Below are 25,671 nucleotides of genomic sequence, written 5' to 3'. Positions count from 1 at the left end.
ACGCATTCGGCACCGCTCAAAGGATCGCTCATGGCCACACCGCTGTTCATCGCCCGCAATACCGACTTCGAAGCCACCCTCCTGCCGCAGATGGCCAATCGCCATGGCTGCATCACCGGGGCCACCGGCACAGGCAAAACCGTCACCCTGCAGGTGCTGGCCGAAGCCTTTTCGCGCATCGGCACCCCGGTATTCATGGCCGACGTCAAGGGCGATCTCAGCGGCATCTCCCAGGCCGCCCAGCCTTCCGACAAACTGGGCCAGCGCCTGCGCAAGCTGGGCCTGCCCGAACCCGCCTGGGGGGCCTGCCCCGCCACCTTCTGGGATATTTTCGGCCAGCAGGGCCATCCCATCCGAGCCACGGTCTCCGACCTGGGCCCCCTGCTGCTGGCCCGCATGCTGGATCTCAACGACACCCAGGAAGGGGTTCTGAACATCGTGTTCCGGGTGGCCGACGACGAAGGTCTGCTGGTGCTGGATCTGAAAGACCTGCGCAGCATGCTGCAATATCTGGGCGAGCACCTGGCCGAACTACGCACCCGCTACGGCCAGGTATCGCCGGCCTCCATCGGGGCCATCCAGCGCAGCCTGCTGCGCCTGGAAAACGAAGGCGCCGAACAATTCTTCGGCGAACCCATGCTGGACGTCTTCGACTGGATGCGCACGGACGCCCAGGGACGCGGCATGGTCAATATCCTGGCGGCCGACCGCCTGATGCAATCCCCCCGCCTATATGGCGTCTTCCTGCTGTGGATGCTGGCCGACCTCTACGAACGCCTGCCCGAGGCCGGCGATCTCGACCAGCCCAAGCTCGTCTTTTTCTTCGACGAAGCCCACCTGCTGTTCAAGGACGCCCCCAAGGCCCTGCTGGAAAAAATCGAGCAGGTCGTGCGCCTGATCCGATCCAAAGGCGTGGGGGTGTACTTCATCACGCAAAACCCCGGCGACATCCCCGACACGATCCTGGGACAGTTGGGCCACCGCGTGCAGCATGCCCTGCGCGCCTTCACCCCGCGCGACCAGAAAGCCGTGCGCACCGCGGCCCAGACCATGCGCCCCAGCCCCGGGCTGGACATCGAAGCGGCCATCACCGAACTGGCCGTGGGCGAAGCCCTGGTGTCCTTGCTGGATGCCAAGGGCCAACCCAGCCCGACCCAGCGCGTCTGGCTGGCGGCCCCCGGCAGCCGCATCGGTCCGGCCACACCCGCCGAACGCCAAGCCACGCGGGCCGCATCCCTGCTGGGCGGCAAATACGACCAGCCGCTGGACCGCGAATCGGCCTACGAAATCCTGCAGCGGCGGGCCTCGGCCGCCGCCCAGCCCCCCGCCGAGGGCGGGAACGGGATCGGCGGCGCCGGCGGCATCTTGAGCGATTTCCTGTTCGGCTCCACCGGCCCCAGAGGCGGCCGGCGCGACGGCGTGGTGCAATCCGTCGCCAAAAGCATGGTGCGCAACGCCGCCAACCGGCTGGTGCGCGGCCTGCTGGGATCCCTGACGGGCCGCCGCTAAAGCCCGCGCATGCCGCCGCGCCTGCCGCCGGCCCTGGCCTACCAGGCGGCGCTCTATCGCATCGACGCCACCCCGGCCCTGCTGCTGCGCATCGGCCAGCATCACCCGGCCCTGGCCGCGCTGCACCGGCAATACCACAGCCGCCACAGCCTGATCCTGACCGCCTGCAACCCGCGCAGCCGCCTGCTGCGGCCCGCCGCCAACCGGCGGCGGACCCAGGCCCTGCGGCACGCGTTGGCGCAGCTGGATCGCCCCTGGCTGCCGGCCTGCGGCCTGGATCCCACACGGATCTGGCCGGACGAGCCGGGCTTCTGGATACCCGGCCTGCCTCTGGCCCAAGGGCTGGGACTGGCCCGGCGCTTCCGGCAAAACGCCATCGTCTGGTGCCCGGACGGCCAGGCCGCGCAACTCGTCTGGATCCCGGCGGCCGCCCCCGCCGCCGCCGGCCTCTGCTAAGGTATGGCTTTGGATACGCACAGGATGCCACCGCCATGCCTCGTTTGTTCACGCGCCACACGGCTTTTCATCTCGTCATCGGCCTGACCGTCTTGTGCGCCTTGCTGGCGCTGTGGATCAACGCCGCCTGGTGGCTGCCTTGCCTGCTGTTCCTGGCTTTGTCCGCGCTGGGGGTCTACGACCTCAGCCAGACCCGCCACGCCATCCGCCGCAACTATCCCGTCATCGGCAACCTGCGGTTCCTGTTCGAATACGTGCGCCCGGAAGTCCGCCAATATTTTTTCGAGGACGACACCCTCAAGCTGCCGTTCTCCCGGGTCGACCGCTCCCTGGTCTACCAGCGGGCCAAGCAGCAGATGGATCAACGCCCCTTCGGCACCCAGGGCGATGTCTACGACAAAAGCTATCAGTGGATCAACCACGCCATGGTGCCCACGCACATCCCCGACACAGATTTCCGCATCACGGTGGGCGGCCCGGACTGTACCCGGCCCGTCGATCTGTCCGTCTTCAATATTTCCGCCATGAGCTTCGGCGCCCTGTCGGCCAATGCCGTGCGCGCCCTGAACAAAGGCGCGGCCCTGGGCCATTTCGCCCACGACACCGGCGAGGGCGGGGTCAGCGCCTACCACCTGGAACACGGCGGCGACCTCATCTGGAACATCGGCTCGGGCTACTTCGGCTGCCGCCACCCCGACGGCAGCTTTTCCCCCGAACGCTTTGCCGACATGGCCACCCGGGACAACATCCGCATGATCGAGATCAAGCTGTCCCAGGGGGCCAAGCCCGGCCACGGCGGCGTGCTGCCCGCGCCCAAGGTCACCCCCGAAATCGCGGCCGCCCGCGGGGTGCCGGCCGGACAGGACTGCATCTCGCCCGCCAGCCACAGCGCCTTCGGCACCCCCATCGGGTTGATGCATTTCATTGCGCAGCTGCGTCAGCTCTCCGGCGGCAAGCCCGTGGGCTTCAAGCTGTGCATCGGCCACCCCTGGGAATGGTTCGCCATCGCCAAGGCCATGCTAGCCACGGGCATCACGCCCGACTTCATCGTGGTCGACGGCGCCGAAGGCGGCACGGGGGCGGCGCCCATCGAATTCGTCGACCACGTCGGCACGCCGCTGCGCGAGGGCCTGCGCCTGGTGCACAACACCCTGGTCGGCATCGGCCTACGCGAACAGATCCGCCTGGGGGCTTCGGGCAAAGTCATCAGCGCCTTCGACATGGCGCACATCATGTCGCTGGGGGCCGACTGGTGCAACAGCGCCCGGGCCTACATGTTCGCCATCGGCTGTATCCAGGCCCAGGTCTGCCACACGGGGCGCTGCCCCACCGGCGTCACCACCCAGGATCCCGAACGCCAGAAAGCGCTGGTCGTCGCGGACAAATCCGTGCGGGTGGCCAACTACCATGCCAATACCCTGAAGGCCCTGGGCGAACTGCTGGGCGCCGCCGGCCTGCGGCATCCCGCCGACCTGCGCCCGCATCACATCGCCCGGCGCCTGGCCAACGGCGAAGTCCGCGTGCTCTCGGCCCTGTACCCCGACCTGCAAAAAGGCGAGCTGCTGGAAGGCAAATTCCGCAATACGATTTTCCGCACCGCCTGGCCCATGGCCCAGGCCGAATCCTTCGAACCGCTCTACAGCCTCAGCGCGGCGCTGTCCGGCCATGCCGACCAAAGCATCCCCGACACCCCGGCCGCGGCCCAAGGGTGAACCGCAAGCGCCCGCCCACCGCCCCGGGCGGCCGTCAAGGTCTTCTTGACACCGATCCCGGGCATCATGCAAGATCATTGGATTAACCGCTTCACACGACACCCATGGCCACCCGCTTCAATCGGTTCTACGCCACCGAACTTGCCCACCTGCGCACCCATTCGCTGGAATTCGCCCAGGCCAACCCCGCAGTGGCCCCCATGCTGGGATCGGTCTCCACCGACCCCGACGTCGAGCGCCTGCTCGAAGGCGTCGCCTTTTTAAACGGCCTGACCCGGCAAAAGCTGGACGATGAATTTCCTGAAATCGTCCAGGAACTGGCCAGCGTCCTGGTGCCGCAGTTTTTGCGGCCCTTGCCCGCCACCTCGATGGTAGCCTTCAGCCCCAAGGCGCAGATCAACGAAACCGCCCTGATCCAGGCCGGCACCGAAATCGGCGCCACGCCGCTGGAAGACATCTCCTGCCGCTTTCGCACCACCGCCGACCTCCTGGTCTCGCCCATCACCCTCGAATCCGCCAGCACCGAAAAATCCCCGGACGGCAGCCACATCCTGCAACTCCAGTTCAACGCCCCCGGGCCCGACGACACGCCCGCTTTCCCGTCGCAGCTGCGGCTGTTTCTGGCCGACGACCCCGTCGAAGCCGCCAACCTGTTCATGCTGCTCAACAGCCAGGTGCAAAGCATCCGCCTGCGCGACCAGGCCGGGCATTCGGTGCTGCTGTCCACGCAGCTGCAAACGCCGGGCTTCGAAGAACCTCTGCTGCCCTACCCCGACAACGCGTTCCCGGCCTTCAGCTGGATGCAAGAATTGCTGTTCATGCCGCAGAAATTCCTGTTCCTCGACTTTTCCGATCTGCAAAAAGGCAACGGCGTGCTGCAAGGCAGCCGGTTCCGCATCGAAATCTTCCTGCGCAGGACCAGCCACAACGTCCCCGGCATCAGCACGCGCAGCTTCGCCCTGCACGTCACCCCCGTGGTCAACCTGTTCAGCACCGAGGCCGAGCCCATCAAGCTGGATCACGAGCTTTCCGAATACCTCATCCTGCCGCACGGCACCCAGCGCCAGCACCACCAAATCTACTCGATCGACGCCGTCAGCGGCTACCTGCAGGGGGGCGCACTGCCGCGCAGCTATGTGCCCTTTTCCCTGCTGTCGCACACGCGCCAGCAGGCGCAGGCCAGCTACCGCACGTCCATCCGCCCCGCCATCGTGGGCAGCACCATCGACACCTACCTGTCCGTGGTCTACGACCAGGACGAAGCCCCCGCCAACGAAACCCTGTCCATCAACCTGACCTGCACCAACCGCACCTTGCCGGAGCGCCTCAAGCTGGGGGACATCTCACGCCCCACCAGTTCGTCGCCCGAACGCTTCACGTTTCGCAACATCACGCCCATCACCGCCGCGATCGACCCGCCGCACGGCGAAAAACTGCTCTGGGACGTAATCAGCCACACGACGCTGAACCTGCTGTCCCTGTCCAGCATCACCAACCTGCGCGCCATCCTGCACCTGTACAACTCGACCTGCTCGCACGACAACAGCGTGCGCAGCGCCAACGACCGCCAGATCGAGGGCCTGCAAAGCCTGACGGTCACCCCCGAATCCCGCCTGGTGCGCGGCAGCCTGATGCAAGGCCAGCACATCGTGCTCAGTTGCGACGAGAAAAACTGGCCGGGGGCGGGCACGCTGTACCTGTGGGGCTGCGTGCTGGATCGCTTCCTGGCCAGCTACATCAGCATCAATGCCTACACGCGCTTTGAAATCCAAGACAAAAACACCGGGACACGATTCACATGGCCGATCCGCTTGGGACTAAAAACAGTGCTCTGAAAAACCGGCTGCTCACGCAGGGCGAACGGTTTTCCTTTACACAGGCCTACCGGCTGCTGCGCCTGCTGCCGCACCCCCAAAACAGCCCCGAGCCCGACGTCCGGGTACGGCCCCACCTGAGCCTGGATTTCCCCGGCACCGACCTCAGCAACATCCAGGAATCCGCGCCCGGCCAATACCGCCTGACCGCCAACTTCCTCGGGCTGTACGGGGTGACCTCGCCCCTGCCCAACTTCTACACCGAAGACCTGCTCGACGAGCGCCACGAAGGCCACCACAGCAACCGCGACTTCCTGGACATCATCAGCCAGACGCTGTACCCGCTTTTTTTCCGCGCCTGGCTGAAATCACGCGCGCACATGCGCATCAAGGAATTCGGCGATGACCGGCTGCTGGAAATCTTCCATACTTTCGTGGGGATATGCCGGCCGCTCAAATACCTGGATCGTCCCGGCGTCGCCCACCTGCTGCGTTTTGCCGGGCTGTTCAGCCAATATCCCCGATCCGCCATGGGCCTGCAGACCATCGTGGCGGCGCTGTACCCGGACACCCAGGTCGAAATCATCCAGCAGGACATCCGCAAGCGCCCCATCCCGCCCGCCCAGCAGATGGCCCTGGGCCGGCAAAACTGCGTCCTGGGCGGCGACGCCCACCTGGGCAGCGAAATCCGCTGCCGCACCGGCAACCTGACCCTGCGCATCAACCAGATCGGCGAAGCCTTGTTCGCCCGCCTGCTGCCGGGCGGCGCCGCCTTCAAAGAACTGCAGTTCCTGGTGCGCTACTACCTGGTGACGCCCCTGCACATCCGACTCGAACTCCGGCCCGCCCCCGATGTGGTCGGCCCCCTGCACCTGGGCGTCCAGGCCTGGGGCGCCCTGGGCCGCAACAGCTGGCTGCCCGCCCAGGGTAAACATCCTTACCAGGCCCTGGTACTGACGCTTTAACTAAAAAGCGCTGTGGTTTGGGGCTGGAGGCAAGGCGCAGACGGCCCCAAACCACAGACGCACGCGGCGCGAGGACTTGTTCAGAGGATTCTTAACGATTCAAGCATCAAGGGAACCAATCCTCCGCGGGATAATCCAATACCTATCCTGCCCGATCCACGAGATGCGCCAAACGACGGAAAACCGGCAGGCGCTTGCTTCATGTCCAGTCTGATGTAAGCTGTTAATAGAGACCGCACGATAAGAGACCACCATGGCCATCGCCGACAAAGAACTGCTCTTCACCTTCGAGCTCGCCCCTTTTGATGCCTCGTTCCAGGTTATCCGGCTGGAAGGCCGCGAAGCCATCTCCGAACCCTTCGAGTTCCAGCTGATCCTGGTCAGCGACCAAGCCGACATCGACCTGGACGCCGCCCTGCAGGCCTCGGCCACGCTCAAGCTGCGGTCACGCGACCAATCCCGATCCGTGCCCTACCACGGCATGCTGGCCAGCATCCAGCAACTGGGCTACGTGGATCAATATTATTTCTACCAGGCCCGCCTGGTGCCCCGGTTCTGGAAGGCCGGGCTCAATCGCCTGAACGAAGTCTATCTCAACGAGCAAACCCTGCCCGATCTGATCACCCAGGTTCTCGAACGCAACAACCTGCGCGGGCCCGACGTGCGCCTGCTGCTGAAAAACCCGGCCGTCTACCGGCCCCGCAGCTTCACCTGCCAATACCAAGAAAGCGACCTCAATTTTCTATCGCGCTGGATGGAACAAGAAGGCCTGTACTACTATTTCGACCACAGCGGCACCACGGGCGAAGTCCTCACCATCCTGGATCACCGGCAGGCCCAGCCGGCCGATGCCGTCACCCTGCGCTACACCCCCCCCGAAAACGTCCAGACCGACCGCCAGGACAGCTGCGTCACGGCGTTCAGCTGCCGCAAGACCCAGCTGCCCAGCGCGGCGCTGGTGCAGGATTTCAACTACCGCAAGGCCAGCCTGGGGGACTCCATCCGCCACGAAAGCGCCATTCCCCAGGGTGCCCAGGGCCGCTACATGCTCTATGGCCAAAACCTGCGCACCGAGGACGACGCCCAGCGCCTGGCCGCCGTCTGCGCCGAGGGCTTCAACGCCCAGGGCACGGTCTACCTGGGCGAAGCCCCCGCCGTGGGGGTGCGCAGCGGCTATTTCCTGGACGTCACCCATCATTTCCGCGACAGCGTCAACGCCCGCTACCTAGTCACCCAGGTGCAGCATCAGGGGTCGCAGGCGGGCGTCGTGCTGGCCGGCCAGAACACGGCCTATAACCAGGGCGAACGCGGCTCCGCCTACCACTGCCAGTTCCAGGCCATCCCCGCCGACCTGCAATACCGCGCCCCGCGCAGCACGCCGCGCCCGGTCATCAGCGGCGTCATCAGCGCCATCGTCGATGCCGAAGGCAACGGCAAACTGGCCGAAATCAACGAATACGGCCAATACAAAGTGCAGCTGCCCTACGATTATTCCGACAAGCCGCTCAATAAAGGCTCGTCCTGGCTGCGCATGGCCACGCCCTACGCCGGCAAATTCGAAGGCATGCACTTCCCCCTGCTGCGCGGCACCGAAGTCCTGCTGGCGTTCAACCAGGGCGACCCCGACCAGCCCGTCATCCTGGGGGCGGTGCCCAATTCCGAACACCAAAGCATTGTGCGCAACGTCAACTCCACCAGCAACGCCGTGCGCACCGTCGGGGGCAACTTCATGAACATGTCCGACCAGCCCGGGCGGGAATTCGTCGGCGTGTATTCACCGGTCAAAAGCTCCATGTTCTATATCGGCACCCTGCCCCAGGCGGGTTCCCAAGAACAAGCCCCGTCGCCGGCCAGCGATCCTGTCTCGATCCTGTCTTCTCTGTAAACCCCGCCGGCAATCACTCCAGGAGACCCCATGGCAGACGGCTCAGACACTGAAACCGGCATCGTAGAACACACGAACGGCCAGAAATTCACTTGGTACGGAACGGGCGAATCAAAAATCGTCGCCAACGCCGATTTCGTCATGACCTACGGGGTCAAGAACGACATCACGCTGGGGGTTTCCAACGGGTTCACGGCGGCCGTCAGGTCCGAAATCAGCATCGGGGCCACCCTGGCCGCCGGGCTTTCCACCGAATTCGGCTTCAAGCACGAACACGAAATGACCGAATCCAAGGGGAAATCCGTTCATACCCTGGATAAGCACGTGCTGACCGTGGGGGGCGACATCCCCCACGACACCATGACCAAAACCGTGCGCGGCGCGGCCCTGGTGCTGATTCTTGCCCAGGCGGCCATCCTGGCCACGGGCGCCGCCACCACCATCGCCCAAGCCACTTACGACCAGCAGCAACGCAAAAAACAGCAAAATTCCGCCAATGAAAAGGTAGACGCCGCCAACGCCCAGTTGGCGGCCGCTAAAAAGCAACTCGAAAACGCCAGCACCCCCGAAGAAAAAGAAAAAGCCGAAGACGCCATGAAAGCGGCCCTGAAAGCCGCCGTCGACGCCCAAAAGGCCGTCGACGAAGCCAACAAAAACGTTTCCGAGCACGAACTCACGTATAGCCAGACCATGGAAGACAATATTCCAGGCTATATTTTTTCCGCCTTGACCCTGTGCGTCAACGCCATCACCGTCCTGGGCGCGATTACCCACATCCTGTACAAAAAAATCAAGAAAATCCAATACGGCAACGCGCCCACCGCCGTGCTGTCGCTCGATAAGCTGCCGGCGGCCTTCCTCGGCATTTGTCCCTCAACCGGAACCGGATCCATGGGCCTGGCCATGAACAACACGGGACTCAGCCTGATCGCCTCGGACAAAAACCTGAAATACGCCAAAGTCCCCGGCACGGACAGCCAAACCAGCTTCGATCAAGCCCCGGACGCCTATGGCACGCCGGGCGCGCGCATCCGCCTGAACGCGTCCGGCCCGATCGAAACCTGGGCCAGCGACCAATACACCTTTCTGGGCGGCGCCAATTCCCAGTACGCCATGTCCCATCAGCTACAGGCCACCAACGCCAAAGGCGTCCCCACGGCCAACAACTGGCTGAAACTCGGCGTCCAGGGGACAAGCATCCGCGCAGACTCGGATACGCTGCTGCAAGTCTGCGTGGGCGATGGCATCTCCGCCCAGAAAAAAGACAGCTTCCTGAAGCTGGCAGCCAGCAGCGCCAGCGTGGGCCTGGGGGGCAACAAAATCAATATCCAAAATGGCCAAATCGAAATCACCTTCGGCGGCAACACCATTAAGATGGATACCACCGGCATCCATCTGGGCAACGGCATTGATATTCTCAGCCCCACCGCCCCAACCGGGGTCTGTTCCACACTGACCGCCTTGCAAGCCGATCTGGTCAACGTCACGACCGCACAAACCCAGGATCAAACCGAAGTCAAACTTCAGGCCACCAAGCTGGAGGCCCTCAACGACGCCATGCAAACCATGAACCTGGCCCTGCTGGAAACCCGCGCCATGGTCGAATCCGCCACCGAAACCGCCAACTCCGCCTCATGACGCCCATTCTTCCGTCCTTTCGCGCTTTCTTGCCCCCTGGGGCCGAACTCATCCAGCGCAGCCTGCGCCTCGGCGGCGGCCAGCAGGCCATGTCCCTGGGGGTGGTCGTGCCGTTTTCCCTGCACCCCCCCGGGGCGTCAGCGGCCCCGTGGTCGGGCAGCCTATGGGACGCCGTGGGCCAGGCCCTGGGCAAGACCGCCACCCTGGACGAAGCCTGGCCCAAGCTGCGCGGCGAACTCCTGGCCGCAGGCACCTGCCATCCCCCGGCGGGCCACCATCAGTGGCCGGTCTCCGCCCACATCACCGCGGGCGCCATCGACAAACGCCTGGCCATCGACCAGGATCACGTCCAGGTCAGCGGCTTCGCCCCCCTGGCTCCCGACCATCCCGCCCGGCAGGCCTATGCCGGGGCGCACGACCCGGCCTGGCTCAAGGCCCGCTGGCCGCACCACGCCCTCGACACCGACCCGCTGTTTTTCCAGCAAGCCCCCAAAGACCAGTGGCTGGATCGTTTCTGGACGGGCGGCGACACCATTTTGATTCGCAATATGCACCCCCGGCATCCCGATCTGGCCGGGCGCGTGCCGCAAGACCGCATCCGCTGTTTTACCCACCAGACCCTGCCGGATGGCAACCCCAGCTTCAAAGAACTGGACACCCACCTGGATACCCTGTGGCTCTTGCCCGAAGTGCAGCTGGGCCTGGCCATTTACCGCGCCCTGTGTCCGATCCACACCTCGGACGGCCGCGACATCAACGCCCTGCTGGCCGAAACCGAAACCCCCGACCCCCCCCCCCAGTCGCTGGATCACTACATCCAGCGCTGCATCCAGCAGATGTCCGGGCAAGTCACCCCGCCAGCCGCCGCCAAGCAGCTGCAAACCGAAGCCGAACAGCTTTCCAGCCAGCAACTGCTGGCCAAGGTTCTGCAGCAAAAAGACAGCTTCCAGGCGATCCTGCGGGCCGAAGGCGTCGATGATGAAACCATCATCGCGCAAATGCTGGCCCACCCGCAAACACGCCAGTTCGCCCAGGCCATCCAGCAGCGCAACGGCAGCATCGGCGGGTTTTTCGCCGAAATCGAAGGGCTGCTTAAAACGTTCGATGACGCCGAACAAAAACAACTGCAACACCTGGCGCAGCAGTTCAATCCGCCCGCGCGCTCCTTGGCGTCCGTCATGCCTCCCGCCCTGATCACGGCCCAATACGCCCCGCAGTTTCCCCCCGCGCCAGCCGAACCCGACCCGGCCTTGCACGATCCCACGCGGGCCATTCAACACCGTCTGCAAGTGCAGACCCTTTACGCTCAGGGCCGCCCCTGCGGCGGGCTGGATCTCAGCGGCGCCAACCTGGCGGGCCTGGATCTGGCCGGGGCGGATTTTTCCGCGTCCATCCTGTCCGGGGCCAATCTGGCCGGGGCCAGGCTGCAAGGGGCCAACTTCAGCCAAGCCATTTTGCAGGGCGCCCGTCTGGACGCCGCCGACCTGTCCGGCTGCCAGCTGACGCAAGCCACCCTGGATCAGGCCAGCCTGGCCGGGGCCAACCTGAAGGGCGCCAACCTGGATGGCAGCAACTGCCACGGGGCCAACTTCGCCGGGGCGGATCTGACCGGGGTCAGCCTGCAGGGCGCCGGGCTGTCCAAAGCCTGGCTGCAACAAATCCAGGCCCCCCAGCTGCAGGCCGACGGGACGGATTTTTCCCACGCCAACCTGGAAGGCTGCAACCTCTCGCAAGCCCACCTGGATCAAGCCAACTTTACCGGGGCGCGGCTGGCGCGCAGCCAACTGGACGGCGCCAGCTGCCGCCAGGCGAATTTCACCCTGGCCGACGTCAGCCACGCCAGCCTGCAGCGCTGCGATCTCAGCGACAGCCAATGTTCGCCCGGCACCCAGTGGCAAGGCGGCAAACTGCAAGCGGCTATCCTCAACGGCGCCAGCTGGACCGGGGCCATGCTGGATGGCGCCTGCCTGGACGACATCCAGGCCCAGGGCGCCGACCTGTCCGACGCCTTGCTGGATAATGTCCAGATCAACCAGGCCGACCTGCGCAAGGCCAGCCTGGATCGCGCCCGCCTGCGCCACGCCGTCTTGCGGCGCAGCAACCTGATGGAAGCCTCGTTCAACCACACAGATCTCGCCCACTGCCAGATTCTGGACAGCAATCTGTATGCCGCCAGCTTCATCGACACCGTCCTGGATACGGTGACGGTGGCCGGCTGCAATACCGATGCCACCATTCTGCCCGTGCGTCTGTAACCCTTTTATCCTCCGCCCGCCATGCCTCTCTCCGCAAACATCGTCAACGGCCTGCTGGAAAACGCCGACCTCAGCCAGGAAAACCTGTCCGGCACGGATTTTTCCGGCATCCAGTTTCGCCAGGTGCGGTTTTGCCAGGCGGACTTATCCGGGGCTGATTTTTCCCAAGCCGATTTCCAGGAGTGCGACTTCAGCGACGCCCAACTGAGCCACAGCAACCTCGTCGGGGCGACCCTGACCGGCTGCCTGCTGGATCGCAGCGACCTGACCCAGGCCAAGCTGTCCACGGCCACCCTCAACGGTGTCAGCCTGGCCCAGGCGTCCCTGCGGCAGGCCGACCTCTCCGCCTGCCTGCTGGATCAATGCACGCTCGACCAGGCCGCCCTCAACCAGGCCGATCTCTCCCTGGCGCGGCTGAAATCCTGCCAGTTGGTCGGCACCGACCTGACCGGCGCCAACCTGGAACGCCTCATGGCCCTGGAAACCGACCTGAGCCAGGCCGTGTTCTGCGACAACCCCATGGGCAGCGCCATGCTCATGAAAACCGATCTGTCCGGCCAGCGTTTTCCAGGCTGCGACCTGGAGCTCACCTTGTTCATCGAAGCCCAGCTGCCCGGCGCCGATTTTTCAGGCTGCACCCTGGACAACACCCAGTTTTCCCGGGCCAACCTGACCGGCGCCAGCTTTCAAGACGCCAAAATCACCAACGCCAGCCTGGCCATGGCCGACCTGACCGGGGCCAACCTGACCGGCGCGCACGTCGAACTCTGCGATTTTTCCCTGGCCACCTTGAACAGCGCCCGCTGCCTGAACAGCCAGTTCTCCATCTGCACCCTGGCCAACGTGCAAGCCAAGGCCAGCGTCTGGGATCACGCCACCCTGAAACTCTGCAACCTGTCCCACATCGTTCTGGATCACGCCAGCTTCCGCAACGCGGAACTAAATCTCTGCAATCTGCACAAAGCACAAGAGGACGGGACGCTATGGGACGGCGCCCGCCTGAACGACACGACCCGGACCAACCCGGCCCAGGCAAAAGCCGAAGAATGGTCGCCCCCCCAGTAGGACACCGCTATGCACCCGACCCGACCCCAGATCCAACCCACCCCGACAGACACGGACGTCCCATTACTGCACGCCCGCATCATTGGCATCGTGGGGGATACCTTCCTGACGGACGCGCCCAGCTGCCCCGGGGCGCAACAGGCTTTCAGCTGCCTGGTAACCCCCCAGGTGGCCGACCTGGTTCTGTTAAGCCCCGCCCATGCGGGCCAACCCGCCTATGTGCTGGCCATCCTGCAACGCGCCGACCCCCAGCAGGCCCGGCTGGCGCTGCCCGGCGGGGCCCTGCTGCAAGCCGATGCCGCGGGCCTGCGGCTGCACGCCAAAAACCTGTCCCTGGGCAGCCAGGACACCCTGGCCTTGCACAGCGGGCAGCTGGACGTCACCGCCGTCAGCGCCCAGACCCGCATCACCCACTGGCAAGGCTGGTTCGATACCCTGCAGGCTCACGCGGTCTCCATCCAGTACGGCGCCAAAACCCTGTCCGCCACGCTGGGACGGCTGATCTCCCGCTCGATCGACAGTTTCCGCTCGGTTCAGGGGCTGGACGAAACCCGTGCAGGCCGCAGCAGCACCGTGGTTCAAGACCACCATCAACTGCAGGCGGGCCACATCACGGCCAAGGCCACGGGCTTCGTCAAGATCGACGGCCAGAAAATCGACCTGGGCTAAGGACACCGCCATGCCTTTCGTTGCCACGTTAAAGCCCGCGCAAGTCAATTGCATGCCGGACGTCTGCAAGACCCCGGCTCCACCGGCCCCCCCCATCCCCGTGCCGTATCCCAATATGGCCATGACGGCCATGGCCACGCCCCCGACCACCAAAGTGCTGGTCGATGGCGTCCCCGCCGTCACCAAATCGTCCAAGATCCCCTTGAGCAACGGCGACACTACCGGCACGCTGGGCGGGGTGGTCTCGGGCACCTTCATGGGCGAATGCGAATTCGTCAGCGCCAGCTTCAAAGTCAAATTTGAAGGCAAACCGGTGGTGCGCCAAGGCGACAGCGCAAAATCCAACAAAGGCAATTGCTTTGGCGCCTTGCTGCAACCCAGCCAGGTCAAGGTCAACTGCAATTAACCCCTAAAGGCCCTACCATGGCAGAATCCGCAGCAAGTTCCGGCATTGTCGAACACACCAAAGGCAAAAAATTCGGCTGGTATGGCGACGGCAAAGCCACGATCACCGCTGGGTCTGAATTTTCCATGTCCTATGCGGTAAAAAACGAAATCACCCTGGGCATCTCCAACGAATTCTCGGCCGCCATGAAAACCGGGGTGTCCATCGGGGCCACCTACGAAGCCACCATGTCCACTGGGCACGAATTCACGAAGGGGGAAAAAAAAGAAGAAAGCGAGGGTGGTACTACGCACAGCGATAACAACCAGGCGATTTCCACCGGGGGGGATGTCGTCAGCTATGCCAAAACGGCCGCCATCAAAACCGCCATCAAGGTCTTGATTGGCGCACAAGCAGCCCTCCTGCTGGGGGCGGCCGCCACCGTCATCGCCAAAGCCGCCATACAAACCAACGAAGAAAACGATAAAGCCGACAAAGAAAACGCAAAAAACAAAACGGAAAACGAACAAAAAATTCGTGAAGCCCAGGAAAAATACGACAAGGAGAAAGCGGCCTACGACGCCACGACGCCCAAAGACCCAAAAAAAGAAGCTGATCTGGCAAAACAAGCGGCTGCCATCCAAGCCGCCAAAGAAGAAATGGAAACATCCCGAGCCTCCACCAGCAGCCTCGAACTGGAAGACAAGCTTCCCACCTATATTTTTTCCGCCATTACGATGGGGCTTTACCCGATGGTCGCCATTGGTACGATTTTGGGTATTGCCTTGAGCAAACTGGAAGACGGCCAATACAACAACAAACCGGCGGCCGTGCTGTCGCTGAACAAAGTCGCGGCGGCTTTTCTCGGGGTGCGCGCGCCCACGGGCGCGACCGGCTCCGCGGGCATCAGCCTGAACACCACCGGGATCACCTTGTCCACGGCCACCGCCGACCTGCAATACGAGCAGGTCAGCGATGACTCCAGCATCACCCGCTTTACCACGACCCCGGATGCGTTCACCACCGATGGCTCCAGGCTCGATCTCGACAACAGCGGCCTCATCCAGGCGTGGGGAGATGAATTCAACACCAAGGCAAAAAGCGCCATCCGGCAGCACAGTCCCGTTCAGGTCTTCCAAGTCGTCCAGGGGGACGGCAGCGCCGTCAACTACGATAAACTGCAGATCGACAGCAGCGGCACCGAAATCCGCGCCACCCAGGACACCGCCTTAAGCGTCAAGACCAGCAAGGCCATCCAGGCGCAGGCCGGCAAAGGGGTTCTGGCCCTGGACGACACGCATGCCAATATCGGGCACGGCGGCAATGCCCTGACCTGCAAGAGCTCGGCGGTCAAGCTGGCCTTTGGGGCAACCAATCTGACCATCGACAGCACCGGCATCAGCATTGGCGGAGCCGTCACGATCCTGGCGCCGGGCGGCCCATTGCCCACCTCGACGGACCTGGCTGCAATCCAGGCGGGGCTGATCGCCGCCGACGCCAAAAACGCGACGCTCGAAGCAAAATTGAAAGCCGCCGAACTCAAAGCCAAGCTCATGGAAGAATCCGTTGCCAAGCTGAACAAATCCGTGATCGCGGCCCACGCCCGGGTCACGGCCGCCGCCCGCCGGGCCAAACGCCTGGGGGGTCAGTAAAAATGGCGCTGGATATGCCCCGTTTCGCCTGCATTCTGCCGCCCGATACGCGGCTGGTGCAGCGCAGCCTGTGCCTGGATCAGCAACAGGCCCTGGCCCTGGGCCTGATTGCGCCCTTCGCCCTCAGCCCGGCCCCCGGCGCCCCCACGGCGCCCAATCCCGACACGCCGTGGCCCCAGCTCACCCGCCTGCTGGGCGAGGATCTGGATGCCGGCTGGCCCAAGCTGCAAGGCGAACTGCACATCGCGGGCGGCTGGCAAGCCCCCCCGCGACAGGCGGCGCAGATCACCGTCCAGGCGCCCGGCGCCTGCCTGTCGATCCAGCTGACGCAAGCAGACACTGCGGCAGGCCCCTTTTTCATTCCGCAAACAGACCCGCCATCCGCCACCCCCTACTGGGCCGGCGGCGAAACCATCCATCTGCAATCCATGCACCCGCAGCACCCCCATCTGCATGGGGTTGTGCCCGCGCTGCGCCCCCGGTTTTTCGTCCACCAGACCCTGCCCGACGGCAGCCACCGCTTCGCCGAACTGCAAGCCACGATCGAAACCCTGTGGCTGCTGCCCAGCCTGGCGCAGGGCTTGGTCGTCTACCGCGCCCTGGCCCCCACCCGCAGCGCCGAGGGGCACGACATCAATGCCCTGCTGGTGGCCCTGGAACCCTCGGACACCCCAGAGCATCCCACAGAACACTATCTGCAGTCCTGCGTGCAGGCCATGGCCGCCCACTACGCGGACGATACGCCCGGCTTCATCCCGGACGACGGCCCGGACAGCCCTCGCGGCCCGGACAATCTGGACAAGCCGGACGGCCCGTCCGCCGGGCGCGCCCTGCACGAAGAAATCCGCCAGCAAAAATTGCGCTTTCAGGCCGCGCTGGCACAGCACGGCGTGGATGACGACCACGTCATGCAGGTGTTGATGGCCAACCCCCACACGCAGCAGTTTGCCCAGCTCGTCGCCCAGCGCGCGGGCAACCTGAGCGGTTTTTTCACCGAAATCGAATCCCTGCTGCACGTCATCGAACACGGCGACGTGCCGCAACCGCCTGGTAAAAACACACCATGACCGCGTCCCCCCCCACCATCATCGACAACACCCTGAAAGACGCCGATCTGGCCAAAGCCAATCTGGCCGACACCGATTTTTCCGGCATCGCGTTTCACGGGGTGATTTTTCAGCAGGCCGACCTGCGCCGGGTCAATTTTTGCCAGGCGTCCTTTGAAGAATGCGATTTCAGCCAGGCGCAGCTGGACGGCAGCCAGTGGCTGGGCGCCACCATCACGCGCTGCATTCTGGACGATGCCCAGCTGCAGAACGCCAATGTGTCCACCGCGCAATTCACCCAGGTCAGCCTGAACCGCATCCAGGCCACCGAAGCCGATTTTTCCGGCTGCTCACTGGATCGCTGCACCCTGACCCAGGCGCGGATGCTGCAAACCGACCTGTCCCTGGCCCAGCTGGATCATTGTTTTCTGGAAGCCACCGACCTGACGGACGCCCGCCTGGAAAACCTGTCCGTCACCGACACCGACCTCAGTCAGGCGATTTTCAAGAACAACCGCATGAATCAAGCGCTGTTCTTGCAAACCAAGCTGACCGGCCAGCAATTCCCGGGCTGCACCCTGGATCAAACGCTGTTTATCGACGCCCAACTGGAAAACGCCGATTTTTCCGGCTGCACCCTGAGCGACACGCAATTTACCCAGGCCAAGCTGAACGGCGCCAGTTTCAAAGGCGCACAAGCCGAGCGCATCCATCTGGCCCTGGCCGATCTCAGCGGGGCCGACCTGTCCGATGCCCGCTTTGACGTCTGCATTTTTACCTATGCCGTCATGCACCAGACCCGTTGTCAGAACAGCCGGTTTTCCACCTGCCAGATGGAAGACATCGACGCCAGCGGCAGTGTCTGGGACAACGCCTACCTGAAGCTGTGCGACCTGTCGTCCGCCAAACTGGACGAGGCCAGCTTTCGCCAGACGCAGTTCGAGGTGTGCAGCCTGGACGGCATCGACGAAACTGCCGCCCAGTGGGCAGGCGCGCGCGTCAATGAAACCCTGCGCATGCCCGACAGCGCCGCCCCGCCGCCGGGCGATTGGGCGCCTATTGCGGGATCTCTCTGACCCGAACCTGCTGCGCAGGCGTTGGCCGCAACATCATCGGCTTGCCGTTGGCGTCCAGTTCAATCGTGTCGCCCGGAAACCGGGGCACGCTGACCGTATGGCGCTGGCCCTGGTAGTCGTACACCACCCGGTAGGCGCTTTGGGTATAGCGCACCACCGGCCGGGGCAAGCAGCTGGTCTCGACATAAAACTTCTGATCGACCAGATACTGGCCCGGCTGCGGCGGGGCCAGCAAATCTTTGGACGGTTTATCGGGAAACAAGAAATCAAACGCCTTATCCCCCAGAATGGCCCCCAGCAAGCTGACGGCGGCCACCACGGGCAATTTGCCCGGCACATAGGCATACGCCAGCGTGCCCAAGGCATAGCCCCCCAACACGGCCCCCGGGCCCGCCAGCGCCCCCACGGCCATCCCCCCGGCCACCGTGGGGTAGACCCATTTCTGGTGGGTGGGCCCATAATTGGCCGTGAAGTGATAGCCCAGCGCCCCGCCCAGAATCCCCCCCAGGATGGGCTTCCAGTATTTGACCACCCAAGACTGCTGCTGATACTGGCGCTGGGCGAGTTCACGGTCGCTGACAATGACATCCCAGCAGACTTTCTCCTGGGCCGGCTGGGCCACCGTATCGTGGGTGATGGACAAGACGGGCACCCGCACCCCGGCGGCGTGAACCGACCCCGCGCCGCATATCAGAAGCAACATCGAAAAGGCCACGCAAACACATGATTTATCGGGTTTGTCATAGTAGCCAAGCCCCAGTTGGACAATCCGCATCAGCTATAATCCCAACGTCTGGTAAATAAGGGTTACTCTACCCTGCCCCAACACAAAGCGCACGATTTTCGCCCGCCCCGCCCAAGACCTTGATCCCCATGCCTTATTCGCACCCAATCTTGCTGTTGCTGCTGGCCGGCCTGCTGTCCTTGGCGGCGGGATGTTCCAGCGTCAATTCAGCCCTGGGGGGCAACACGGCCAAAGAGGCCCAGGCCGAGGTCGCCTGGGACTACGCCCGCAACGCCATCCAGATCGAACTGGACAGCGACACCGACCTGAATGATTATTTCAGCCGGCCGCACACCGTGGTATTGGGGGTATTCCAGGTGGCGGACGCAAAGACCTTCACCAGCCTCCTGAAAGACGCCGACACCATCAAGCAAACCCTGGCCAGCGGCACCGCGGGCAAAGACGTCCTGCAGCTGGATCGCTACGTGGTCAGCCCCGGCAAGCACACGATCCTGACGCTGGATCGCGTCCAGGACACCCGCTACGTGGGCCTGATCGTCGGCTACTACAATTTTTCCGCCGACGACGCGGTAAAACTGTTCCGCATCCCGCTGAACATGGACAGCAGCGGTATGATCAGTACCACCTACACCGCACAACCCGCCCACCTGGCCTTGAAGCTGCAACTGGGGCGCCAGCGCATTACCAACGCCCAAAGCCTGACCTTCGACCCCGAGGCCAAGCCCAACATCGAGACCGTGCCGCTGGACAACAGCAAGCTCGAAGTCGATACCGGCGGCGCGGCGCGGGAAGCGGCCCAAGCCGCCAACGCAGCGGCCAGAAAGCTCGGCAACTAAGGATCGCACCCATGGATTTCCGCACTGCAACCTATTGGCATCAGGGGCTGTTCCTGCAGCCCCAGCACTTGCAGCGCCAAGACCTGCACCAGCAATTCCTGCAAAAACCACTGTACCAGCTGGCCACGCCCCACGGCTGGGGGGTGGGCAAGCTCGAATTCGCCCCCGACGGCCTGGCCGCCCAGCACATCGACATCCGCGAAGCCCAGCTGATTTTCCGGCCCAATACCTATGTCGAATTCCCCGGCAACGCCATCATCGCCCCGCGCGCCTTCGATACAGCCTGGACAGACACCGACCAGCCGCTGGATCTCTACCTGGGCCTCAAGAAACTGACGGTCGCCTACCCCAACGTCACGGTGGTCGACGCCTTTGAAGACGCCGCTCACGCGACGACCCGCTATGCCTCGCAGGCCGATGGCCAGGAAACCCCGGATCTGTACGGCGACGGCCCCGTGGCCCAAGTCCCCATCATCAAGCATATCGTGCGGGTTTTCTTCGGCCCCGAACTCGACGCCCTGGACGACTACGACCTGATCCCCATCGGCCAGCTGCAGCGCGTCAACGACACCATCCAGTTCAACAACACCCGGGTTCCCCCCTGCTTCCACCTGTCCGGCTCGGCCGTGCTGCAGAACCAGCTGCGCGACATCCGCGACGATCTCTCGGGCCGCATGCGCCAGCTGGCCGAATACAAAGCCCCGGCCGACCTGCAACAAGACCTGGATTCCAGTTATTTCACCCTGATGCAGGCCTTGCAGGCGCTCAATCGCCAGGTGCCCCTGCTGACCCACCTGGCCGAAACCCCCCAAATCCACCCCTGGATGGTCTATGGCGCGCTGCGCAGCTGCGTGGGCGAACTCAGCACCTTCAGCGAGCCCTACGACGCCCTGGGCCGGCGCCGCGACCAGCCCAACGACGAAGGCCTGCCCGCCTACGACCACCTCAACCAACAGGCCTGCTTCCAGGCGGCGCGGCAACTGATCGGCCGGCTGCTGAACGACATCTCGGCCGGCCCGGAATTCCGCGTCACGCTGGAACCCCTGGACGACTACCGGGTCGCCGCCATTGCGCGCGATCACTTCGCGGCCCGCAACCGCTTCTACCTGATGCTGCAATCGGCCAAAAAATGGGAAGCCACCACGCAGGACTTCCTGCGCCTGGCCCGGCTGGCGGCCCCGAAAGTCCTGCCGTCCCTCATCGACCACGCGCTGCCGGGCACCGATCTCATCGAACTCAACGCCCCGCCCCAGGGCATCCCCAAGCGCGCCAATGCCCGCTATTTCCGCATCGAGCAAATGAGCGCCGAATGGGAACAAATCGTCCAAGCCGCCGAAATCGGCCTGTTCTGGGCCGACGCCCCGGACGACCTGCGGGCCCAGATCATCGTGTTGCGAGGTTGACCCCATGCCCTTAGCCGACTGCTTCACCTTGCTGATGGCCCGGGTTCAAGCCTTCCAGAGCCAATCCGGCGACACCCCGGAAGCACTCTCCGGCACCATCGACCAACTGATCGACCAGGCCCACGCCCAGGCGCTGCGCCAGGGCGCCAGCGCCGATACCTTCCGCCAGGCGCTGTATCCGGTTCTGGCCTGGGCGGACGAAACCATCTCGCGGGGCCGCCACTGGCCCGACGAGCACGCCTGGCAGCCCTTTCTGCTGCAGCGCCGCTACTTCCAGACCGGCCTGGCCGGGCGCGAATTCTTCGAACGCCTGGAGCAGCTCGGCCCCAAAGACCACGACCTGCGTGAAGTCTACCTGCTGTGCCTGTGCCTGGGCTTCCAAGGCCGCTACCTGACCGCCAGCAATACGGCCGACCTGACCGACATCCGCATGAAACACTACCGCCTGCTGCCCCAGGCGGCGCAGCAAGCCCGGGCGGCCGACGCCCGGATGTTTCCCGTGGCCTATCCCGCGCAATCCAAATCCAGCCGCCGCGGCCTGCGCGCGCGCCTCACGCCGCAGCGCCTGCTGCTGATCCTTGTGCCGCCGCTGCTCATCCTGGCGCTGGCCCTGGCCATGCACGCCCAGCTCACCCAAGCAGTCCAGCAATTCCGCCAGGCGATCAACCTATGAAAACCTTTCTGCTCAGGTTCCTGCAACTCATCGCCCTCGGCCTGTTCAGCTGGATACTGGCCATGTATCTGATGTGGCCCGCCTGGGGGGCGCTGGCCGTCTTCTTCGGCTGCATCGGCCTCTGGCTGGGCTACAAGCTGCTGCGGCGCCTGTGGCTGCTGGCCCGGTCGCGCGCCAAGCTGGCGGCCTCCGAAATCCACGGCCGCGCCAAGGTCGACACCCCGGCGGGCCTGACCCGGCTGAACCTCAAATGGAAACAAGCCATCGGCACGCTGCGCCATTCCAGCCTGCGCCGCTACGGCAACCCCATCTACGCGCTGCCCTGGTACATGGTGATCGGCCTGCCCGGCAGCGGCAAGACCACGGCGGTCACCCAATCCCGACCCGGCAGCCTGGTGCGCGGCACCGCCCCCCTGGACGCCATCGGCCCCACCGAAAACTGCGAATGGTGGTTTCTCAACCGCGCCGTCATCCTGGATACCGCCGGACGCTACGTCGCCGCGGACAACACCGAAACCGACCAGGCCGAATGGGACCGCATCCTCGAACTGCTGTCTAAATACCGCCTGAAAGAAGGCATCAACGGCCTGGTGCTCTGCGTGACCGCCGACCAACTGATGCAGGCTTCCCCGGACACCCTGGCGCGCCAGGGCCAGGCGCTGCGCGAACACATCAACCAGCTGATCCGCCTGTTCGACCGCCGCTTCCCCATCCACCTGCTGATCACCCAGGCCGATCACATCCCCGGGTTCGAGGCCTGGTCGCGGCAGTTGCCGGCCCACCAGATCAACCAGGCCCTGGGTTTTACCGGCACGCTGGCCGAGGGCGACGGGGCCGAGGCCCAGTTCGCCGACCAGGCGCTCGATCAAATCATCTTGCGGCTGCGCCAGCTGCGCCTGGACACGGCCATCCAGGGCCAGGCCCCGGGCCCCGAGCTGCTGCTGTTCCCCGACGAGGTCGAGCGCCTGCGCGCCGGGCTGAAGCAATTCCTGGCCGCCAGCATGGGCAACAGCCCCTACCTGGAACAACCGCTGCTGCGCGGCATCTTCCTGACCAGCGCCACGCAAGACGGCCAGCATTGGCCCGATCTGCTGGGCCGACCGGCCGAGGCATCCGCCGCCGGCCCCGTGCGCAAAGGTCTTTTCCTGCACGACATCTTCGAGTACGTCCTGCCCGCCGATCACGGGGCCTGGCGACCCACCGTCATCGTCGACCGCTGGCGCCAGGCCACGCGCAACCTGGCCACCGTCACCTGGATCTGCCTGTGCCTGGCCGCGCTGGGTTTCCTGCTGGTGTCCTACTACCAGACCCGCACCAGCCTGAAAGACATCCAGGACGCCTACCCCAGAACCTCGCTGGACAAAGACCTGCCCGTGCAGGAACGCATCCAGTCGCTGCGCGGGATGCTGCGCATCATCAACCTGCTCGACGACCACGAACAGCAATGGGCCACCCGCTGGCTGGCATTCAGCCCCGATCTCATCAGCCTGGAAAACGACATCAAATCCCAATACGTGGACGGCTACCGCGACCTGCAGGAACGCAATCGGCGCGAAGTCATCCTGCCGGCCCTGCAAGACCAGGATCCGGCGCACGAAAAAGCCTACTCCACCGCCGTCATCACCCTGGTGCGCAACATCAACCAGACCCAGGCGCGCATCCAGGGCGCCGACTACGAGCAGCTGCTTAAAATGCCCCAGGCCCCGGAACAAATCACCGCGACGCTGGGGCTGAACCTGCCCTCGTCGCTGGGCGACGCGCCCGCGCAAATGGCCGCCGCCTTCAAGGCCTGGAGCCCCACCGACGCCCCCTGGCTGCAAGACAGCCTGGAGTCCGACCGGACGCTGCTGCAACAGGCCGTCGACCAAGTGGATCACCTGCCCTGGCTGCTGTCCTGGGCCAACGCGCAGCCCGGACTCAGCCCCGTCGCGCTGCGGGATTTCTGGCTGCCGGGTTCGCAAGGCACCAACTACAACGAAATCCCGCCCGCCATGACCCTGGCGGGCGACCAACTGATCGAAAAACAACTGGCCGCCATCGGCCAGGCCCTGGATAACTCGACCGACTTCCAGTTCAAGAAAGGCGCGTTCGACGCCTGGTACGCCAGCGAGCGCATGAACACCTGGCGCAGTTTCGCCTGGTCTTTCGACCAGGGCGAACAACTGATCACCAACGAGCCCGCCTGGCGCGACCTGGTGACCCGCGTGGATACCGTCACCAGCCCCTATTACCTGTTCTTCGACCGCCTGAATACCGAATTCGCCCGCACGCCGGACACCGATCTGCCCGGCTGGCTGCAGTTCGCGCGCGAATTCAGCACCCAACGCCGGGCCACCAGTGACAACGTGTCGCTGGACAAGGCATCGGCCATCATCCAGACCATCAACACCATCGGCACCCGCATTCTGCATCCCGAAATCAAGGGCCAGGCCGCCGCGGCCGCCGGCAGCACCCTGAACCGCTCCATCCAGGGGGTTCAGGCCTTTGCCGACTACGCCAAGCAATTCGACGTGGCCGCCGCCAAGGCGCTGGAGGGCGCGGGCCAGGCCTACCAGCTTTCCGCCGATTACTTCAACCTGGGCACCGACCCCAAGGCCGCCAGCTCCGACCTGCAAACCGCGCAAGACAGCCTGAACGCCTTCCGCCAGGCGTCGGGCTACAACCTGCCCGACGACCAGATGATCTGGAAGCTGGTGGGCGGGCCTTTGCGCATCCTCACGCTGTACGCCCTGGAACAGGCCTCCTGCCACATTCAGCAGGCCTGGGAACACGACGTGCTGTGGAAAACCCAGCTGGCCGTCAGCACGCGCGAAGCCGACGACCAGCTGTTCGGCGATCAAGGCTCGGTCTGGGCCTTTGCCGACGGCCCGCTGAAACCCTTCGTGAAACGCCAGGCCAGCGGTTTCAGCCTGCTGGACAAAAACGGCTTCAAGGCCCCCCTCAACCCAGACTTCCTGCCTTTCCTCAACCGTTCGGTCGACACCCGCGTCGAATCCGTCGTCAAGGCCAAACAGGCCGAAGCCGCCAAGGGGAAAAGCGCCAACATCCTGATCACCGCCCGGCCCCTGGGGGTCAACGAAGGGGCCCAGGCGCAGCCCTATTCGGCCATTCTGTCGATCCAGTGCGCGCAGCAGGAAATCACCCTGGACAACTTCAACATGGCCGTCACCAACAGCTTCGACTGGTCGCCCGAGCAATGCGGCGACGTGACCCTGCGCATCAGCATCGACGACCTGACGCTGACCCAGCGGTATCCCGGCCCCATGGGCATGGCGCGCTTCCTGGCCGACTTCCAGGACGGCGAACACATCTTCACGCCCGCCGACTTCCCGCAATCCGAAGCCCGACTGGATGCCCTGGACGTGCGCACCATCCACGTGCGCTACGATTTCGTCGGCGCCGATCAGCTGTTGACCATGGCCGACCAGCTGGACTACCTGGCCCAGACCGACACGCCGGCCGTCGGGGCCGTGCCCGCCCGCGTCGCCCTCAAGGTTCCCGACCGCGCCGGCCAGTGCTGGACCGCCGGGTCGCCGCGCCAGATCGCGTCCACCCTGCCGCTCTACATCCAGCAGCGCGCCAACCTGCTGCTGAACCCCTCGCCGCCACCCGAGCCCGAGCCGGAGCCGCCCCCTCCGCCGCCGCCCCCCGCGCCAGCCCCCGAGCCGCTGCGCACCCACAAGGTGCTGGCCGGCGACACCCTGTATTCGATCGCCCGGCGCTACGGCACCAGCATCGACGCCATCCAGCAGCTGAACCACATCAAGGACAACAACCTGATCATTACGGGCAGAACCCTGACGATCCCGCCGGCGGCCACCGGATCCGCCGCGAAAACCGGGCCCGCCGCGAAAGTGACAGATTTCAACGATTGACAGATTAAGTAT

General features: G+C 64.5%; 19 protein-coding genes. 18 read left to right on the top strand and 1 reads right to left on the bottom strand.

The genetic code is table 11. The features are described 5' to 3' along the window. The first annotated feature begins 30 nt into the window (after window positions 1-30). From ACMHYJ_RS00550 to ACMHYJ_RS00485, 14 genes are all read left to right on the top strand, one after another. Window positions 31-1,509: a helicase HerA-like C-terminal domain-containing protein gene (locus ACMHYJ_RS00550; RefSeq protein ID WP_414244248.1), complete on the top strand. Its 1,479-nt coding sequence runs from the start codon at window positions 31-33 to the stop codon at window positions 1,507-1,509. Window positions 1,510-1,518: 9 nt separating this feature from the next. Further along, window positions 1,519-1,965, top strand: coding sequence for a DUF3293 domain-containing protein (locus ACMHYJ_RS00545; protein WP_414244247.1), 447 nt, complete (start codon window positions 1,519-1,521; stop codon window positions 1,963-1,965). 35 nt (window positions 1,966-2,000) lie between these two features. Then, on the top strand, window positions 2,001-3,677 hold the full coding sequence (locus ACMHYJ_RS00540) for an FMN-binding glutamate synthase family protein (RefSeq protein WP_414244246.1): 1,677 nt from the start codon (window positions 2,001-2,003) through the stop codon (window positions 3,675-3,677). Window positions 3,678-3,781: 104 nt separating this feature from the next. Continuing rightward, window positions 3,782-5,512, top strand: a complete 1,731-nt coding sequence (gene tssF, locus ACMHYJ_RS00535) for a type VI secretion system baseplate subunit TssF (RefSeq protein WP_414244245.1) — start codon at window positions 3,782-3,784, stop codon at window positions 5,510-5,512. After that, window positions 5,476-6,456, top strand: coding sequence for a type VI secretion system baseplate subunit TssG (gene tssG / locus ACMHYJ_RS00530; protein WP_414244244.1), 981 nt, complete (start codon window positions 5,476-5,478; stop codon window positions 6,454-6,456). Before tssF ends, tssG begins: the two co-directional genes overlap by 37 nt. 253 nt (window positions 6,457-6,709) lie before the next feature. Further along, window positions 6,710-8,341, top strand: coding sequence for a type VI secretion system Vgr family protein (locus tag ACMHYJ_RS00525; protein WP_414244243.1), 1,632 nt, complete (start codon window positions 6,710-6,712; stop codon window positions 8,339-8,341). Window positions 8,342-8,371: 30 nt separating this feature from the next. Continuing rightward, window positions 8,372-9,979 carry a hypothetical protein gene (locus ACMHYJ_RS00520; RefSeq protein WP_414244242.1) on the top strand — a complete coding sequence of 536 codons (1,608 nt, stop codon included), beginning with the start codon at window positions 8,372-8,374 and terminating at the stop codon, window positions 9,977-9,979. Further along, window positions 9,976-12,234: a pentapeptide repeat-containing protein gene (locus tag ACMHYJ_RS00515; RefSeq protein WP_414244241.1), complete on the top strand. Its 2,259-nt coding sequence runs from the start codon at window positions 9,976-9,978 to the stop codon at window positions 12,232-12,234. The genes ACMHYJ_RS00520 and ACMHYJ_RS00515 overlap by 4 nt, the downstream gene beginning before the upstream one ends. Before the next feature lie 21 nt (window positions 12,235-12,255). After that, window positions 12,256-13,299 carry a pentapeptide repeat-containing protein gene (locus ACMHYJ_RS00510; protein WP_414244240.1) on the top strand — a complete coding sequence of 348 codons (1,044 nt, stop codon included), beginning with the start codon at window positions 12,256-12,258 and terminating at the stop codon, window positions 13,297-13,299. A 9-nt stretch (window positions 13,300-13,308) separates the two neighbouring features. Further along, window positions 13,309-13,968 (top strand): DUF3540 domain-containing protein, encoded by a 660-nt coding sequence (locus ACMHYJ_RS00505; protein WP_414244239.1) that lies wholly within the window; start codon window positions 13,309-13,311, stop codon window positions 13,966-13,968. 10 nt (window positions 13,969-13,978) lie between these two features. Next, complete coding sequence (locus ACMHYJ_RS00500; protein ID WP_414244238.1) at window positions 13,979-14,374, top strand: DUF4150 domain-containing protein; 396 nt, start codon at window positions 13,979-13,981, stop codon at window positions 14,372-14,374. Window positions 14,375-14,391: 17 nt separating this feature from the next. Further along, complete coding sequence (locus ACMHYJ_RS00495; protein ID WP_414244237.1) at window positions 14,392-16,005, top strand: hypothetical protein; 1,614 nt, start codon at window positions 14,392-14,394, stop codon at window positions 16,003-16,005. A 14-nt stretch (window positions 16,006-16,019) separates the two neighbouring features. After that, the gene (locus ACMHYJ_RS00490) at window positions 16,020-17,072 is read left to right on the top strand and encodes a DUF2169 domain-containing protein (protein WP_414244236.1); all 1,053 of its coding nucleotides are present in this window, start codon (window positions 16,020-16,022) and stop codon (window positions 17,070-17,072) included. Next, a complete protein-coding gene (locus ACMHYJ_RS00485; RefSeq protein ID WP_414244235.1) occupies window positions 17,069-18,127 on the top strand; it encodes a pentapeptide repeat-containing protein in 1,059 nt (352 codons plus the stop codon). The genes ACMHYJ_RS00490 and ACMHYJ_RS00485 overlap by 4 nt, the downstream gene beginning before the upstream one ends. On the opposite strand, the gene ACMHYJ_RS00480 is transcribed toward ACMHYJ_RS00485, so the two are convergent. Further along, complete coding sequence (locus ACMHYJ_RS00480) at window positions 18,108-18,830, bottom strand: hypothetical protein (protein ID WP_414244234.1); 723 nt, start codon at window positions 18,828-18,830, stop codon at window positions 18,108-18,110. The genes ACMHYJ_RS00485 and ACMHYJ_RS00480 overlap by 20 nt on opposite strands. Before the next feature lie 170 nt (window positions 18,831-19,000). Here ACMHYJ_RS00480 and tssJ point away from each other — a divergent pair, with 170 nt between their 5' ends. Genes tssJ through ACMHYJ_RS00460 form a run of 4 tightly spaced genes read left to right on the top strand, consistent with a single transcriptional unit; the run spans window position 19,001 to window position 25,659 of the window. Next, a complete protein-coding gene (gene tssJ / locus ACMHYJ_RS00475; protein ID WP_414244233.1) occupies window positions 19,001-19,708 on the top strand; it encodes a type VI secretion system lipoprotein TssJ in 708 nt (235 codons plus the stop codon). Between the two features lie 11 nt (window positions 19,709-19,719). Further along, the gene (gene tssK, locus ACMHYJ_RS00470; RefSeq protein WP_414244232.1) at window positions 19,720-21,111 is read left to right on the top strand and encodes a type VI secretion system baseplate subunit TssK; all 1,392 of its coding nucleotides are present in this window, start codon (window positions 19,720-19,722) and stop codon (window positions 21,109-21,111) included. A 4-nt stretch (window positions 21,112-21,115) separates the two neighbouring features. Further along, window positions 21,116-21,784 (top strand): DotU family type IV/VI secretion system protein, encoded by a 669-nt coding sequence (locus ACMHYJ_RS00465; protein WP_414244231.1) that lies wholly within the window; start codon window positions 21,116-21,118, stop codon window positions 21,782-21,784. Beyond that, window positions 21,781-25,659 carry a type VI secretion protein IcmF/TssM N-terminal domain-containing protein gene (locus ACMHYJ_RS00460; RefSeq protein ID WP_414244230.1) on the top strand — a complete coding sequence of 1,293 codons (3,879 nt, stop codon included), beginning with the start codon at window positions 21,781-21,783 and terminating at the stop codon, window positions 25,657-25,659. The genes ACMHYJ_RS00465 and ACMHYJ_RS00460 overlap by 4 nt, the downstream gene beginning before the upstream one ends. The last annotated feature ends 12 nt before the right edge of the window (window positions 25,660-25,671 follow it).

This window comes from Castellaniella hirudinis (assembly GCF_047468865.1).
In the GTDB taxonomy this organism is placed as follows: domain Bacteria; phylum Pseudomonadota; class Gammaproteobacteria; order Burkholderiales; family Burkholderiaceae_B; genus Castellaniella; species Castellaniella hirudinis_A.
The sequence above is the reverse complement of the archived record's forward strand: the minus strand, read 5'-3'. Positions and strand labels throughout refer to the sequence as shown.

What these genes read in the sequence shown, in the direction of transcription:
- ACMHYJ_RS00550 (WP_414244248.1), top strand. Translation starts at nt 31, where the DNA reads ATGGCCACACCGCTGTTCATCGCCCGCAATACCGACTTCGAAGCCACC.
- ACMHYJ_RS00545 (WP_414244247.1), top strand. Translation starts at nt 1,519, where the DNA reads ATGCCGCCGCGCCTGCCGCCGGCCCTGGCCTACCAGGCGGCGCTCTAT.
- ACMHYJ_RS00540 (WP_414244246.1), top strand. Translation starts at nt 2,001, where the DNA reads ATGCCTCGTTTGTTCACGCGCCACACGGCTTTTCATCTCGTCATCGGC.
- tssF (WP_414244245.1), top strand. Translation starts at nt 3,782, where the DNA reads ATGGCCACCCGCTTCAATCGGTTCTACGCCACCGAACTTGCCCACCTG.
- tssG (WP_414244244.1), top strand. Translation starts at nt 5,476, where the DNA reads ATGGCCGATCCGCTTGGGACTAAAAACAGTGCTCTGAAAAACCGGCTG.
- ACMHYJ_RS00525 (WP_414244243.1), top strand. Translation starts at nt 6,710, where the DNA reads ATGGCCATCGCCGACAAAGAACTGCTCTTCACCTTCGAGCTCGCCCCT.
- ACMHYJ_RS00520 (WP_414244242.1), top strand. Translation starts at nt 8,372, where the DNA reads ATGGCAGACGGCTCAGACACTGAAACCGGCATCGTAGAACACACGAAC.
- ACMHYJ_RS00515 (WP_414244241.1), top strand. Translation starts at nt 9,976, where the DNA reads ATGACGCCCATTCTTCCGTCCTTTCGCGCTTTCTTGCCCCCTGGGGCC.
- ACMHYJ_RS00510 (WP_414244240.1), top strand. Translation starts at nt 12,256, where the DNA reads ATGCCTCTCTCCGCAAACATCGTCAACGGCCTGCTGGAAAACGCCGAC.
- ACMHYJ_RS00505 (WP_414244239.1), top strand. Translation starts at nt 13,309, where the DNA reads ATGCACCCGACCCGACCCCAGATCCAACCCACCCCGACAGACACGGAC.
- ACMHYJ_RS00500 (WP_414244238.1), top strand. Translation starts at nt 13,979, where the DNA reads ATGCCTTTCGTTGCCACGTTAAAGCCCGCGCAAGTCAATTGCATGCCG.
- ACMHYJ_RS00495 (WP_414244237.1), top strand. Translation starts at nt 14,392, where the DNA reads ATGGCAGAATCCGCAGCAAGTTCCGGCATTGTCGAACACACCAAAGGC.
- ACMHYJ_RS00490 (WP_414244236.1), top strand. Translation starts at nt 16,020, where the DNA reads ATGCCCCGTTTCGCCTGCATTCTGCCGCCCGATACGCGGCTGGTGCAG.
- ACMHYJ_RS00485 (WP_414244235.1), top strand. Translation starts at nt 17,069, where the DNA reads ATGACCGCGTCCCCCCCCACCATCATCGACAACACCCTGAAAGACGCC.
- ACMHYJ_RS00480 (WP_414244234.1), bottom strand. Translation starts at nt 18,830, where the DNA reads ATGTTGCTTCTGATATGCGGCGCGGGGTCGGTTCACGCCGCCGGGGTG.
- tssJ (WP_414244233.1), top strand. Translation starts at nt 19,001, where the DNA reads ATGCCTTATTCGCACCCAATCTTGCTGTTGCTGCTGGCCGGCCTGCTG.
- tssK (WP_414244232.1), top strand. Translation starts at nt 19,720, where the DNA reads ATGGATTTCCGCACTGCAACCTATTGGCATCAGGGGCTGTTCCTGCAG.
- ACMHYJ_RS00465 (WP_414244231.1), top strand. Translation starts at nt 21,116, where the DNA reads ATGCCCTTAGCCGACTGCTTCACCTTGCTGATGGCCCGGGTTCAAGCC.
- ACMHYJ_RS00460 (WP_414244230.1), top strand. Translation starts at nt 21,781, where the DNA reads ATGAAAACCTTTCTGCTCAGGTTCCTGCAACTCATCGCCCTCGGCCTG.